Genomic DNA, 12,622 nt, shown 5'->3' on the forward strand with positions numbered 1-12,622 from the left:
AATAATTTTTTGGGTCTGGAATTTAACATTTTTATCGATTGTTTACTTGGGAATTTTGCCTGTTATAGGAGTGACATTAATTCTGGCGACAATCGATGGCATCATCCCGCTAGAGTTTTCTTTGACGATGGCAGCTACGATAGCAGTACCGACTGTATGTACAGTAATAGGAGCTAGGCGTTTTAGCAAGCAACCCCTAGAGCTAATGCGTTGGTTTTACGGCGTAGAAGCACCGCTATTCTTGCTGTGTTTGCTCCGCTTGTTCCTGCTGCGAGAACTCACCCCAGCTAGTTATCAAATCATCGCTACTATTGCTTTGTGCATTGCAGCATTTTCAGTGGAAATGCTGTACGGATATCTGGGTAAAAAAGAAAATGTTCACAATATCTCAGATTCTCAAACTTCCCATAATAAACAGCCTCGTTTTTTCAGGTTAATCGGAGAAAAGCGAAGTTCGTGGCTGCAATTAGGATGCCACAGTTTAATGCTAGTAGTTGGCATTTGGGCGGCAACATTGCTGATGTATTACGCTGTACCTGTGGCATTGTTTATACTTTATGGATTCTTCACTATAGTCATTGAATTTTTCAAGTTTACATGGGTATCAGAATTTTGGGATATCTTTAGATACGGGGAGTGGGTCTGGGGTTTAATTTGGATACCGCTATCCTTTATATTGTTTGGTTTAACCTGTAGCTTGTTCGTTGTCATGCCTTCGCTGTACGGCTTTCTATACATTCATTCCGCGCGGAAAATATGGCAGAGTTTTGCTGCCCAATACGGGAAAAATAAAGCGCTAATCGGAAGTTTGGGAGTCATAGCAGCTTGGCTGGCTATTTTCTCGGCTTTGCAGCAGCAGCCACAAGTTGCAGTAATGAAAATGCTGGCGACTCCCCCCGCAAATGACACGGTTCGCCAAACTTTATTAGCCAAGTCTGATATAATTCGATCGGGCTTAGTTAACGCTTATTTGTCTCCTTACCGCTACCTCAGCACTGTGGGAGAAAACAACCACATTTATGAGATATACAAAAATAGTTTGGATTTGCCTGACGGAGCGGCTAAAACTGTGCAGAACAGCTATAATTTTTTCATGTCGCCGTTTTTGTATCAAGGCTCTAGTGCTGATGTAAAAAAAGCCGAAAAACTCTACGGCGAATTCTTCGATACGCAACTGCAAAAAGGCGACACAGAAGCAGTAAAACACGCGGTGCAGTCAACCTCAAACCGGGAAGAAGCTAAAGCTGGTTTGCTGAATGTCAATCAGGAAAAAGTATGGTTGCACTCGCAAGAAGTGACAGTCAAAGAAAACGGCGACTGGGCTGACGTTCAACTCTACGAAGTTTACAAAAATCAAACGCCGAACTTGCAAGAAGTATTCTACTACTTTTCGCTGCCGGAAAGCGCCGCAGTTACAGGAGTTTGGCTGGGCGATACTGGCGATTTAAACAAACGTTTTGTATTTACGGTATCGCCTCGCGGTGCAGCCCAACAAGTCTACAATCAACAGGTAGTAGAAAGAGTTGATCCGGCTTTGCTAGAACAAATTGGCCCCAAACAATACCGCTTGCGGGCTTTTCCAATCCCAGTTAAAGGAGAATCTACCCAAACGGGCGGACCAAAGGAAATGCACCTGTGGCTTACTTACAAAGTCATTCGCCAGCCGCAGGGTTGGGCTATGCCTGTTTTGGCTGAAAAACGCAACATTTTTTGGAACCAAAATACTCGCCGCACGATTGCTGGGAAAGAGGCCAAATACAGCGGGAAAGAAGCAAGAGAAACTTGGCTGCCACCCTTTTTGCCCGCAGTCGCACAGCAACCTCTAACAGCGCAGCAGGCGGTTCTACCGGGAGGAAATATTATTTCGGCTAAGCCGCTGGCTGATGCAAATTACTCGCTACCGCAAGGCAAACAATTGGCAGTTATTCTCGATACTTCCCGCAGCATGGCGGCCCAAATGAAGGAAGTAAAAGAGACTTTTGAATGGTTGAAAACGAATGCAGCAGGCAAAAATGCTGTTGATTTGTATGTCGCCAGCGCTGCGGGAATGCCACCTAAGTTTGTGGAAGATTTACGCAATTTCGATGCGGCAAAGGTGACATTTTATGGTAATATCCAGCTCAAGGATATGCTGCAACAGTTTGCACAGTTGCGGGGCGATAAAAGTTACGATACTGTATTTTTGGTGAGCGATCGCCACAGTTACGAATTGTCAGACGATCGCAAACCTAAAGTTTCCATCTCTGCGCCGCTGTGGACAGTGCATTTGGGAGGTTTGCCCCCCGGCTATGACGACGCAACTTTAAAGGTCATTCAAGATAGCGGCGGCGGAGTTGCTACGGATATGAAAGAGGCGATGCAGCGAGTGGCGACGACAGCAGCTTCGGGCCAATCTACAGTTAGCGTTGTTGACGGCTATGTTTGGAGTTATGCCAAAACGCCGCAGCCGAAAAAAACCGCAAAATCGGCGGCATTCGCAGAGTTAAAAGATACCGGAAATGAAGGCTTTAAACCGATAGCTGCGCGGCAGTTGATAACGGCACTTAGCAAGCAGAAAAGTTCAAATCAATTGACGCAACTGGATGCAATGCACGCAGTGGCTAAAAATTTCAAAGTGGTGACGCCTTATTCTTCGATGATTGTGTTAGTTAATGACGAGCAAAGGGAGCAACTCAAACAAGCGGAAGCTAAGAGCGATCGATTTGACAGAGAGGTAGAATCCGGTAAGGAGGAGTTGAGTAAGCCGAATAATCCTCTGAATGTTTCGGGGGTTCCTGAACCGGAAGAATGGCTGCTGTTGGCGGTAGGTGCGATCGGGCTTTTGGCGGTTTTCCTCCGGCAGCGGCGCGCGAAAATGGTAGGCTAAAAGTTACCCCCTCGATCGCGGGCGCGGTTGAAAGCGCTCCTTGTCAAACAAAGTCTGCCTCCGCAGACTAAGAGAGTGAGGGGGTATTTAAGCCGGACTTGATATCAAATATTAATCTACAGTGGTCTTGAGACGACTTTAGCTATGAGACAGAGGTTTCAACCCCTGTCGGACTTGACTAATTACTAATGACTAATTTATCTCGACAAAAACGCGATCGCCCTCAATCTTTACCGGAAAAGATTCCAGGGCATGGCTGGGTGCATTCACACATTTACCCGTATCTAATTTGTACTGATACTTATGAAACGGACAGGTAATGATGCCCCTGCTTACCTTACCCATGTCGATCGGATATTCTAAATGAGTGCAAGCATTGCGGTAACAAGTTACATTCGTACCTTGACGATTCAAAATCACTGAAGTTTCGTCAACATTTACCTTCAAGACACCCCATTCGGGAACTTGATTTAGCGCTGTTATTTCTACCCACATAAAATATTTATGCTCCGAAAAAAAACCAGATCCGGACTTACGCCTAACCTAATTATGTAGGGTGCGCGTTGCACACCTTACTGCTATCAGTAGCGTGTCAAACAACTTTTTGCGTAAGTCCAGATTATCTTATTTCAGCCGCAGGTAACGCATGAGAATGCTCATAACTTCACCCGGCTTTTGGGCTCGTTGCAGCGGGTTCCACTCGCTGACAGAGGCAAAACCCAAACAGTAAAGGATGTGAATGATGCTCCTCACCGCTTTGGGAGAACCTATCAGCAGGATTTTGACGGGTTCTCGATCGGGTTGTGGAGGCTCTGCGACGGGTACTGTCGCTGTAGCAGTATCGGTTCCTGGGGGATTGGCAAGGAAGTTTTTCGGCATAAGCATTATCCGGTTGTTTATAGGGTGGATTGCTGACAATCGTCAACAAGACTATCTTACCGCGGTGTAGACGAATGTCAACAATCTTTACTTAGCTGTGAGCTTCTGAGAACATAGAAGCCATGAGTAAGGCAGGAAAAGCGCTGAAACAGGTTTTAGAAACCTATGGCATCAGCCAAAATCAATTGGCAGCGATTATGGGCATTGGACGATCGAGCATTAACCGTTGGGTTAACGAGAATAGAGATCCGGCATCTGAAGCGGTTCTAGAGATTCGCAAGGGATTACAGCAAATTAATCCCGATGCAGCCGGGGAGTTCATTCGTTTGTATTTAGATGATTTGGAGGAAAAACTCGAAGAGTAATCATAGGGGCGATCGGGCGATATCCTCCCATCCGACCTAAGCTTAAGATCAACTCAACAAACAGCCGACTATTTAGGCAACATTTACGAAACGATAGCCTTGATCATGTAACCAAAGCTGTACAAGATTCTCAAAAATCTACCTAAATATATTGACAGTGGCTAGATATGGGTATATGCTGATCGGCAACGAAAAACATTGGAGGTCGAGCAATGTTACTTAGTTTCAAAACAGCATTGATACCAAATAACAAACAGGTTACACAATTCAAAAAAGCCTGTGGTGTGGCTCGTCATGCTTATAACTGGGCTAATGCCCACATCAAAGAAGTGTTAGAGCTTCGCAAGGATGACAAGTCGGTTAAGCTACCATCAGCAATTGATTTACACAAAAAATTGATTGCTGAGGTTAAATCTACTAATCCCTGGTATTACGAAACTAATAAAAACGTACCGCAGAAAGCATTGGCCCATTTGCGGCAAGCGTGGGATAGATGTTTGAGAAAGACATCTAAACAGCCTAGATTCAAGAAGAAAGGTCAGCATGATTCTTTTTACCTAGAAGCAGGTACAAAAGCCCAGCCAAAAATACAAAATGATGGCAAACGCGTCAGACTTCCTTCTATTGGATGGGTGCGATTAGCCGAGCCATTACCAGTTACAGCCGTACATAACTGCGTCATTTCACGCCAAGCTGACCGATGGTTTATCGCTATCAAGCAGGAGGTACAGAAGCCGACGGTAGCAGATAATAGACCGATTACAGGTGTTGATATCGGCATCAAAGAATTAGCTGTAACTAGCACTGGCAAGGTGTTTAAGAACCCCAAGGCTTACAGACGCATGAATAAGCGCATGAAACGTTTACAGCGTAATGTTAGCCGTAAGGTTAAAGGCTCTAATAATCGTGCCAAAGCCGTTAAGAAGCTAGGTAAAATACACGCCAGAATCAGCAATATTCGCAAAGATGCCATACACAAATTGACTAGCTATCTAACTAAAAACCACAGCGAGATCAAGATAGAAGACTTGTCAGTTAAGGCATTCTTGAAGAATCATAAATTGGCTGGTGCTGTTGCTGACTGTGGAATGTATGAGTTTCGCCGTCAGTTGGAGTATAAAACCGAGAAGTTTTCTAGCTTCTTAACGCTAGTGGATAGGATGTTTCCAAGTTCTCAGATTTGTTCTAACTGCGGTCAGCATCGTCATAAGATGCCGTTAAAAAACCGTGTCTATGTCTGTCCCGAATGCGGTCATACAGAAGACAGAGACTTAAACGCGGCAAAAAATATTGAACGATGGTTTGAAGGAATATTTATTCCGAGTCGTTCAGACTTGGCGGTAAGTTCTACCGTGTCAGCCTGTGGAGTAGACAAACCTCTTAGGAGTCATCCTAAGACTACGGTGAAGCAGGAAGTTAACCCCAAAACTACTTATATCCAGTTAAATCTAGATTTAGGTAGCTTTGGGTAGGTTTAACAGAACGGCTTTACCTGCTCTTCCCATGCTCCCGATTGTGTCAGAGAGTCATGCTCCTGTAAACGTTGCTGATTGTCATCTAAGGCGCTACACAAAGGTAGGAGCGAGATCCTCCCGTGCCAGTTATGCTTGAGATAGACTAAACAAATAGCGATCGTGGACATTAACCAGCAAAAAGAACAGTTCAGTTATGCGTATATTTATGCAGTTGCTGCCTCGGCTGGCTACTCCTTCCAGATAGCAGCTAGACCGTTAGATTTTGACGGCATCGATATCATTCTTGCTGGCGGTATAGGAAGTGGAATTATTCGATATCCCAGACTTGAACTCCAGGTAAAATGCACATCTAGGGATGTGATTGGAGAGGAAGCAATTAGATATCCGCTCGAAGTCAAGAACTACAATGACTTGAAAGTAGAAAATATTCAGACTCCCCGACTGTTAATCCTTGTAGTCGTACCCGACAATTTAGACAATTGGCTAATCCAATCTCAACAGGAACTTTGCCTGAAATATTGCGGTTATTGGGTTTCTCTGCGAGGTCAACCCCCAACCCAGAATCAAACCACTGTTACAATTTCCATACCCAGACAGAATATCTTTAATGTACAAGCTCTTACCACCCTCATGCAGCTAATAGAAGCAGGCGAAACCCTATGATAGTCACCGTTCGAGATCCCGAAATTCTCAAAAATCTACAGCCAGAGATCGTGCGTACTTACCTCGAAACGCATTGCTGGCAAGAAGTGCGACAAATTGACGATAAAGCGTCTCTCTGGAATCGCCACAGCGAAACCTCAGAAGAGTTAGAGATTCTGCTACCATTAAAACCAGATTTTTTAGACTTTCCCCGCCGGATGGCTGAAGTTTTACAAACCCTAGAAATTGCTGAAAATCGTTCCCAGCTCGAAATTCTCAGCAATCTCTTGACATCAGCTCCTAACATTACCATTCAAGGCATAGTCACCAACTTGCAAGAAGGAGCAGCCACCGGAAAAGTAACTTTGACAGGCGTTATTGTTGGCAAGCTGCGGCGCATTCAGTTAGAACTAGCAGAACCAGTCTACGAACTGGCAGTCAAAGCTTATCAAGCCAGAATTCCGGTTATTTGTCAAGGCAATTTAGTTAAACAAGGTCGCTCTTTTTTACTGCAAAATACCCATCACTTTACATTAGATTTAGATGCCTGGTTGGAATGAATGCAATGTACTATAATTAAACTAAAGAGCGATGGTTGAATGCTTTTCATAAGATGGTTAATGTCTTTATTAGTCAGTTCCTACGGATGAATCTGACTCAAAATCACCCGCAACCGATCGTAATCATCCTTCAGCAAAACACTCAAACTCCTGCCCGCTTCCACTAACCAAGTTCGATCGCGCATCCGCAACTGATAAATCTCACGAATCGCCGCCGCCGTCAGCGCATCCACCGGCGCATTACTCACCCCCAGCAGCGTCCTCAAAAAATCCAACTGAACCGTAAAATCAATCACCTCATCGGGTTCGCAGCGATAAACCGCCTGGTGAATTTGCGGGGGGCGCGGCGGCAAATACTGATAAATTTTACCCCTCGATGGGCCGTGACCGTTCAACCTTTCCGGCGCAGCCTCAAACCCCACAATCGCCACTCGAAACTCGGTTTTGAGCATCGCAAAAATCTGCGGTTGTTCTTCCCGCAACTCTTCCAGCGACAAACCCAAAGCGCGAGCTCTGTGCACCGAGTCGATCGGGCTAGTCGTAGCGTAATAAACCACGCCGTAAATTTGATTTTTCGACTCTTCATCCTCGGCCTTCACCCAACTCCCAAAAGGTGGCATCACGGGAAAGCTTAAGTCTTCCGGTTCCAAACATTGAGCCAAAAACTCCGAGGTTGCCGTCTCGATTACCTCAGCAATGCGATCGGGATGGCGCTCTTTTGTAGCAAATTGGGGTAAAGGTAAACGCATAATTTTAGTGATTAGTCATTAGTCATCAGTCATTAGTCATTAGTTTTGTGCTATTTTTCAAGGACCTTGAGTTAGTAGCCTGGTAATGGGTACTTTAGCAATTACAAATTACCCATTACCAATGACTAATGACCGCTGACTATTTCGCGCGACCAGCCGTAGCATCCACAAGTTCCAACTGCGATAGCCGGAACGTGATCAGCTTGTCCCAATTGCCGCCTTCAAACAGTACCGCGACTTTCCCGTCGCTAACTCGCTGGACTTGTCCTTGATAGGTGTAGTAAATCTCACCCTTATCTTTAACTCGAACTGCCGAACCTGGAAAAATCATCAGAAATATGGGTTAGAAACCCCGTCCTAAAAGGACGGCTTTACATTGAGTTAAAACTTTTGTGGGGTGGAGGGGTATGGTTGCCCCTCCGGCGAGGTATGGTTGCCTCAATCTCCTTTCGGAGTAAAGTTAGCTTCGCCAATGTTTTAAGAGCTTGTTAGGCTGAAAGCACTGTCCCAGTGACCTTAGAACTATTTAACCTTCAGCGACAGAGCAAGGAACTAGCTACGCATTCCAGGGTGTCGTGACTCAAAAAACGTAGTCAGTTAAGACGATGGCTGGTCAGAACGGCTTGTCAGATTTCTCTTTCAAGCCTCATGCCTTCAGGCTGAGGTTCCTGACAATTGTTTCAATGTTATGTTTGCTGTTTATAGTTTACCTTTTCTTGGCTCGAGACTTGATGCTAAAACAGGCAAGATGCCTGTTCCACATACTAAACAGGCAAGATGCCTGTTCCACAAACCAAACAGGCAAGATGCCTGTTCCACATACTAAACAGGCAAGATGCCAGTTCCACAAACTAAACAGGTTTCTTGTGGGGTGGGCGTCCCGCCCGCCCATCAAAAGCTGATTAACAATCCAAGATGTGAGTTAGGCTAAGGCTGCTACGGAAACTTTACCGGCAATGCGGCCCGCGATCGCCCGCAACTCCCTAGCTGAAGCAGAACCCGGTTGCCCCACCACGATCGGCACCCCCGAATCGCCACCTTCCCGCAACGGAATTTCCAGCGGAATGCAGCCTAACAGCGGCACTCCCAACTCAGCAGCAGTCTTTTCCCCGCCACCGGAACCGAAAATATCGTATTGCTTATCGGGCATATCCGGCGGCACAAAATAGCTCATGTTTTCCACAATTCCCAACACCGACACTCCCAACTGCTGGAACATCTTTAAACCCTTGCGAGAGTCCAACAATGCCACAGTCTGCGGCGTCGTCACGATCACGACACCAGCCATCGGCACCGCTTGCGCCATTGTCAACTGTGCGTCTCCAGTACCCGGAGGCATATCGACAATCAAATAGTCTAAATCGCCCCAATTCACCTGATAGAGGAACTGCCGAATGATCCCGTTTAACATCGGGCCGCGCCAAATCACGGGTTGGTCTTTGTCAATTAAAAACGCCATCGACACCAATTTGACGCCGTAATTAAAGGCGGGTTCGAGGCTTTCCCCGCTTTTTCCGTCCCTAACCATCACTTTCGCGTCCCCCAGACCTAACATTGTCGGGTCGTTGGGCCCATAGATATCCGCATCCAGCAAACCCACCTTAGCGCCGGTTTGCGCTAGCGCTACTGCCACATTTACCGCCACCGTGCTTTTGCCGACGCCGCCTTTGCCACTGGAAATTGCGATAATATTTTTAACGCCTTCAATGCCTTGGCGATCGACCACTCCCTTCTGCTGTGGCGTCTCGGCTGTCACCTCCACCGCCACTTTTTCGACTCCTGGCAACTGTTTGACCGCTTTTTGGCAATCTTCGACAATAAATTCTCGCAGGGGGCAAGCAGGCGTTGTCAGCACTAAAGTAAAGCTGACGACACCGCCGTCAATTTTGATGTTACGAATCATGTTCAATTCCACCAAACTCTTTTGCAGTTCGGGGTCTTGCACGGGTCGCAGGATTTCTAAGACTGAACTGACATCGAGTATCTTGGGCATTGTGTTCTCCACCATAGCTCTGCAATTGGGTTAGCGAATTTCCGATCGCAGGTTTAAGTATATTTTTATTGCTATTTTTTAATGTAACTTCATAGCGATCATTTGCAGACCTACGGTGGCATAATTACATGACGACTGGATTTGGCAATCATCGCCCATCTAAGACTAAAATCTGACGACAGAAAATTTTATGACAGTTTCTACAACACTTAAAACCGCCACTTCCCCGTTTTTGCCGCCGGCTGACTCTAGAGCTAGAGTCAGCCAATTTATGAAAACCCTACAAGACGAAATTTGTCAATCCCTCGAACAGCTCGATGGGCTGGGCAAATTTAAGGAGGACTCTTGGGAACGATCCGAAGGCGGCGGCGGACGTTCTCGCGTCATGCGCGAAGGCGATGTGTTTGAACAAGGGGGTGTGAATTTTTCCCAAGTGTGGGGGGAAAGTTTGCCGGCTTTGATTCTGGCAAAGCACCCAGAAGCAGCAGGTCACGATTTCTATGCAACGGGTACTTCGATGGTGCTGCACCCCCGCAATCCCTACTTGCCTACGGTTCACCTGAATTACCGCTATTTTGAGGCAGGGCCGATTTGGTGGTTTGGGGGGGGTGTGGATTTGACTCCTTATTACCCCTTGGCTGAGGATGCAGCTCATTTTCACAAAACTCTGAAAGCAGCTTGCGATCGCCACCATCCCGGATATTATCCGACATTTAAACTCTGGTGCGACGAATATTTCTACCTCCCCCACCGCCAAGAAACCCGTGGCGTGGGCGGGCTGTTTTTTGACTACCAAAGCGCTCAAGGCCAGCTTTACCGCGACCATAATGTCAAAGGTAAGGCTGCTGAGTGCAGCAACAACATCGGGGTGCCGGAACCTAGGAGTTGGGAGTCGCTGTTCGCTTTTGTACAGGACTGCGGCCGGGCATTTTTGCCGGCTTATACCCCCATAATTGAAAAGCACCGCTCAAAAGAATACGGCGATCGCGAGCGCAATTTCCAACTTTACCGCCGCGGCCGTTACGTTGAATTTAACTTGGTGTACGATCGAGGCACGACCTTTGGTTTGCAAACCAACGGACGCACTGAATCGATTTTAATGTCCCTGCCACCTTTGGTACGCTGGGAATACTGCTACGAGCCAGAACCCAACTCTCCAGAAGCCGAACTCTACTCCAAGTTCCTAAAACCGCAAGATTGGGCGAATTGGATGCCTCAGCAGTCACCGACCTGAGTTAAACTACTGGGACAGTAACCACCGCGATAGATAATAAATTTGAGGGAAGGGTCAGTGATTCATATTGATCAAAAAACCCACACGCTTCAAGACGGTACAACAGTTATCGTCTTAGCACCGACAGGACGGTTGGACATCACTACAGCTTGGCAATTCCGCCTCAAGTTGCAAGAGTGTATTTCCAAACTCAGCCGCCATGTCGTCGTGAATCTTGGTCAGGTTAACTTTATAGATAGCTCTGGTCTGACTTCATTGGTAGCAGGTATGCGCGATGCGGATAAAGTTAAGGGAAGTTTCCGCATTTGCAATGTTCATCCAGAAGCCAAACTGGTGTTTGAAGTCACCATGATGGATTCTGTGTTTGAAATATTTGAAACGGAAGAAGAAGCTCTAGAGGGGGTGCCACGCGCAAGTTGAGCACCTGCTTTGTATCTGTTGCGGTGTCGCGGGTAATTTAAGCTTGAGACTCAGAAGCGCGCAGAAACCCAGCACAAGAACAGGAAGCAGGTAAATTTTTGCCTGCTTCCTTCTGTCTTCTTCCTTTCTTGAAAGGTTGGGACGTTCACCAAAACACTGAAGTAGAAGAATACCTCAAGGTAAAGTCTTGCCTTCTCTCGCGACGATAACTCAATCTTTCTTCCTTCTTCCTTCTTTCTTGTTGCTTCTTGCTTTAACCCAAAATCTCAGAAGCAAAATCCTGACGCTTGACAAATCTAAAAGGGCCCATTAAAGCTCCCCAGATAGCCTTGCCTGTCGTGGGGCTTATTCCTTTGTCGTAGCTAAGAAATTCCTCGCCTGCGGCTTCAAATCCCAAGTCTACTTGGTAATTTTGCCCCCCGTAGGCAAAGCCGCAGCGAGTGCCCTCCGGCAAAGATGCCCGAAAGCGATAGCCGTTTGAGGCTAAATTTTGCACCGCAACCGAGAGGGTGCAGCCGGGGAGGAGTTGGATTTGCTCGTTCGTTAGCTTTCCAAGCAAGTCGGGGTTGCGACCGGCTCCTTTGACGGCTGCGATATCCTTGAACATATAATACTGAGCTTCTATAAGTCCCGGCGCTGTCTTAACCTGCCTCAATTGCACTAGACGGGGGCGGTATGGCTTATCTAATTCCAGAATGTTGGCTTGTTCGGCAAACAGGGCAATGCTAGGTTCGGAAAATAGAGCTATGGGCAGGGGTCTTTGCCACAAACGAAGGTGGACGTACCACGCCGGGTCCGCTAGCGCTTGTTCCCGGTTGTCAAATTCGCCCGCCATGTACTGGGCTAAAGCTATTAATTCAGGAGAAATTGTCATGTTTGTTTGATTTTTCCGGAGTGGGACTTGACAGTAAAAACTTATTGTGATATGCCTTGGGAACTCGGGGCTGGGCAAGTCAGAAGATTAAATTTATGAGCGCTCCCAGCTAAGCTATGATTGTAAAGATACTGGGGTTTAAAACAGTAGCCTAAATTTCTAGAATTATCTAGATTTTTTCAGATTTTAAAGAAGAGAGCAACAATCGTGATAAACTCGAAAAACGCCTGATTAGTGCGGGTTGTTAAAACTTACTTGGGGTGAAAACCATAGAAACACGCTTACCGGAAATTTGGGTAAAAGCCCCGTCCTTATAGGACGGATTTAATTGATTGCCGACTTTTGTTTTAATCGTTTAGTTGCGTCAATATCTATTTTTCAAATTTCATTGCATTCTATTTAAAATAGAATACAATGATACTATACCACAGGTAGAATAACCGCCGATACAAATGAGACACCAAGCTCAAACGACTGGTCGGAAAACAATAATGGTTAGTGGGTGGCGAACACCACGAAAAACACAGCTAGGCTAACTAACGTAAGCCAAAACCAGAAAAGTAAA

13 protein-coding genes are annotated in these 12,622 nt (G+C 46.3%); 7 read left to right on the forward strand and 6 right to left on the reverse strand.

Going from position 1 to position 12,622, the window contains the following annotated elements; translation table 11 throughout:
• Position 1 precedes the first annotated feature (1 nt).
• Positions 2-2,866 carry a TIGR02921 family PEP-CTERM protein gene (locus ACUVJL_RS37065; RefSeq protein WP_445250377.1) on the forward strand — a complete coding sequence of 955 codons (2,865 nt, stop codon included), beginning with the start codon at positions 2-4 and terminating at the stop codon, positions 2,864-2,866.
• A gap of 192 nt (positions 2,867-3,058) precedes the next feature.
• Here ACUVJL_RS37065 and ACUVJL_RS37070 read toward each other — a convergent pair whose 3' ends face one another.
• The gene (locus ACUVJL_RS37070; protein ID WP_445250378.1) at positions 3,059-3,361 is read right to left on the reverse strand and encodes a Rieske (2Fe-2S) protein; all 303 of its coding nucleotides are present in this window, start codon (positions 3,359-3,361) and stop codon (positions 3,059-3,061) included.
• Between the two features lie 129 nt (positions 3,362-3,490).
• Positions 3,491-3,745 carry a peptide ABC transporter substrate-binding protein gene (locus tag ACUVJL_RS37075; protein ID WP_445250379.1) on the reverse strand — a complete coding sequence of 85 codons (255 nt, stop codon included), beginning with the start codon at positions 3,743-3,745 and terminating at the stop codon, positions 3,491-3,493.
• A gap of 122 nt (positions 3,746-3,867) precedes the next feature.
• Between ACUVJL_RS37075 and ACUVJL_RS37080 the strand changes: the two genes are divergently transcribed.
• From ACUVJL_RS37080 to ACUVJL_RS37095, 4 genes are all read left to right on the forward strand, one after another.
• Positions 3,868-4,110: a helix-turn-helix domain-containing protein gene (locus ACUVJL_RS37080; protein ID WP_445250380.1), complete on the forward strand. Its 243-nt coding sequence runs from the start codon at positions 3,868-3,870 to the stop codon at positions 4,108-4,110.
• 212 nt (positions 4,111-4,322) lie between these two features.
• Positions 4,323-5,582: an RNA-guided endonuclease InsQ/TnpB family protein gene (locus tag ACUVJL_RS37085; protein ID WP_445250381.1), complete on the forward strand. Its 1,260-nt coding sequence runs from the start codon at positions 4,323-4,325 to the stop codon at positions 5,580-5,582.
• A gap of 162 nt (positions 5,583-5,744) precedes the next feature.
• Complete coding sequence (locus tag ACUVJL_RS37090) at positions 5,745-6,248, forward strand: DUF4365 domain-containing protein (protein ID WP_445250382.1); 504 nt, start codon at positions 5,745-5,747, stop codon at positions 6,246-6,248.
• Positions 6,245-6,787: a hypothetical protein gene (locus ACUVJL_RS37095; RefSeq protein WP_445250383.1), complete on the forward strand. Its 543-nt coding sequence runs from the start codon at positions 6,245-6,247 to the stop codon at positions 6,785-6,787. Before ACUVJL_RS37090 ends, ACUVJL_RS37095 begins: the two co-directional genes overlap by 4 nt.
• Before the next feature lie 80 nt (positions 6,788-6,867).
• On the opposite strand, the gene ACUVJL_RS37100 is transcribed toward ACUVJL_RS37095, so the two are convergent.
• The 3 genes from ACUVJL_RS37100 to ACUVJL_RS37110 all read right to left on the reverse strand — a co-directional run bounded on the left by ACUVJL_RS37100 (position 6,868) and on the right by ACUVJL_RS37110 (position 9,529).
• Positions 6,868-7,536 carry an HAS-barrel domain-containing protein gene (locus ACUVJL_RS37100; protein ID WP_445250384.1) on the reverse strand — a complete coding sequence of 223 codons (669 nt, stop codon included), beginning with the start codon at positions 7,534-7,536 and terminating at the stop codon, positions 6,868-6,870.
• A gap of 139 nt (positions 7,537-7,675) precedes the next feature.
• Positions 7,676-7,867, reverse strand: coding sequence for an NAD(P)H dehydrogenase subunit NdhS (locus ACUVJL_RS37105; RefSeq protein ID WP_332959790.1), 192 nt, complete (start codon positions 7,865-7,867; stop codon positions 7,676-7,678).
• Positions 7,868-8,458: 591 nt separating this feature from the next.
• Entirely contained in the window at positions 8,459-9,529 is a 1,071-nt protein-coding gene (locus ACUVJL_RS37110; protein WP_333135227.1) for an Mrp/NBP35 family ATP-binding protein, read from the reverse strand.
• A gap of 190 nt (positions 9,530-9,719) precedes the next feature.
• Between ACUVJL_RS37110 and hemF the strand changes: the two genes are divergently transcribed.
• Together hemF and ACUVJL_RS37120 are read left to right on the forward strand one after the other, a co-directional pair.
• Positions 9,720-10,763: an oxygen-dependent coproporphyrinogen oxidase gene (gene hemF / locus ACUVJL_RS37115; RefSeq protein ID WP_445250385.1), complete on the forward strand. Its 1,044-nt coding sequence runs from the start codon at positions 9,720-9,722 to the stop codon at positions 10,761-10,763.
• 57 nt (positions 10,764-10,820) lie between these two features.
• Positions 10,821-11,183 carry an STAS domain-containing protein gene (locus tag ACUVJL_RS37120; protein WP_006631392.1) on the forward strand — a complete coding sequence of 121 codons (363 nt, stop codon included), beginning with the start codon at positions 10,821-10,823 and terminating at the stop codon, positions 11,181-11,183.
• Positions 11,184-11,436: 253 nt separating this feature from the next.
• Here ACUVJL_RS37120 and ACUVJL_RS37125 read toward each other — a convergent pair whose 3' ends face one another.
• The gene (locus ACUVJL_RS37125; RefSeq protein WP_445250386.1) at positions 11,437-12,057 is read right to left on the reverse strand and encodes a chromophore lyase CpcT/CpeT; all 621 of its coding nucleotides are present in this window, start codon (positions 12,055-12,057) and stop codon (positions 11,437-11,439) included.
• Positions 12,058-12,622 lie beyond the last annotated feature (565 nt).

It is taken from the genome of Microcoleus sp. OTE_8_concoct_300 (assembly GCF_031383065.1).
In the GTDB taxonomy this organism is placed as follows: Bacteria; Cyanobacteriota; Cyanobacteriia; order Cyanobacteriales; family Microcoleaceae; genus Microcoleus.

What these genes read in the sequence shown, in the direction of transcription:
- ACUVJL_RS37070 (WP_445250378.1), bottom strand. Translation starts at nt 3,361, where the DNA reads ATGTGGGTAGAAATAACAGCGCTAAATCAAGTTCCCGAATGGGGTGTC.
- ACUVJL_RS37075 (WP_445250379.1), bottom strand. Translation starts at nt 3,745, where the DNA reads ATGCCGAAAAACTTCCTTGCCAATCCCCCAGGAACCGATACTGCTACA.
- ACUVJL_RS37080 (WP_445250380.1), top strand. Translation starts at nt 3,868, where the DNA reads ATGAGTAAGGCAGGAAAAGCGCTGAAACAGGTTTTAGAAACCTATGGC.
- ACUVJL_RS37085 (WP_445250381.1), top strand. Translation starts at nt 4,323, where the DNA reads ATGTTACTTAGTTTCAAAACAGCATTGATACCAAATAACAAACAGGTT.
- ACUVJL_RS37095 (WP_445250383.1), top strand. Translation starts at nt 6,245, where the DNA reads ATGATAGTCACCGTTCGAGATCCCGAAATTCTCAAAAATCTACAGCCA.
- ACUVJL_RS37100 (WP_445250384.1), bottom strand. Translation starts at nt 7,536, where the DNA reads ATGCGTTTACCTTTACCCCAATTTGCTACAAAAGAGCGCCATCCCGAT.
- ACUVJL_RS37105 (WP_332959790.1), bottom strand. Translation starts at nt 7,867, where the DNA reads ATGATTTTTCCAGGTTCGGCAGTTCGAGTTAAAGATAAGGGTGAGATT.
- ACUVJL_RS37110 (WP_333135227.1), bottom strand. Translation starts at nt 9,529, where the DNA reads ATGCCCAAGATACTCGATGTCAGTTCAGTCTTAGAAATCCTGCGACCC.
- hemF (WP_445250385.1), top strand. Translation starts at nt 9,720, where the DNA reads ATGACAGTTTCTACAACACTTAAAACCGCCACTTCCCCGTTTTTGCCG.
- ACUVJL_RS37125 (WP_445250386.1), bottom strand. Translation starts at nt 12,057, where the DNA reads ATGACAATTTCTCCTGAATTAATAGCTTTAGCCCAGTACATGGCGGGC.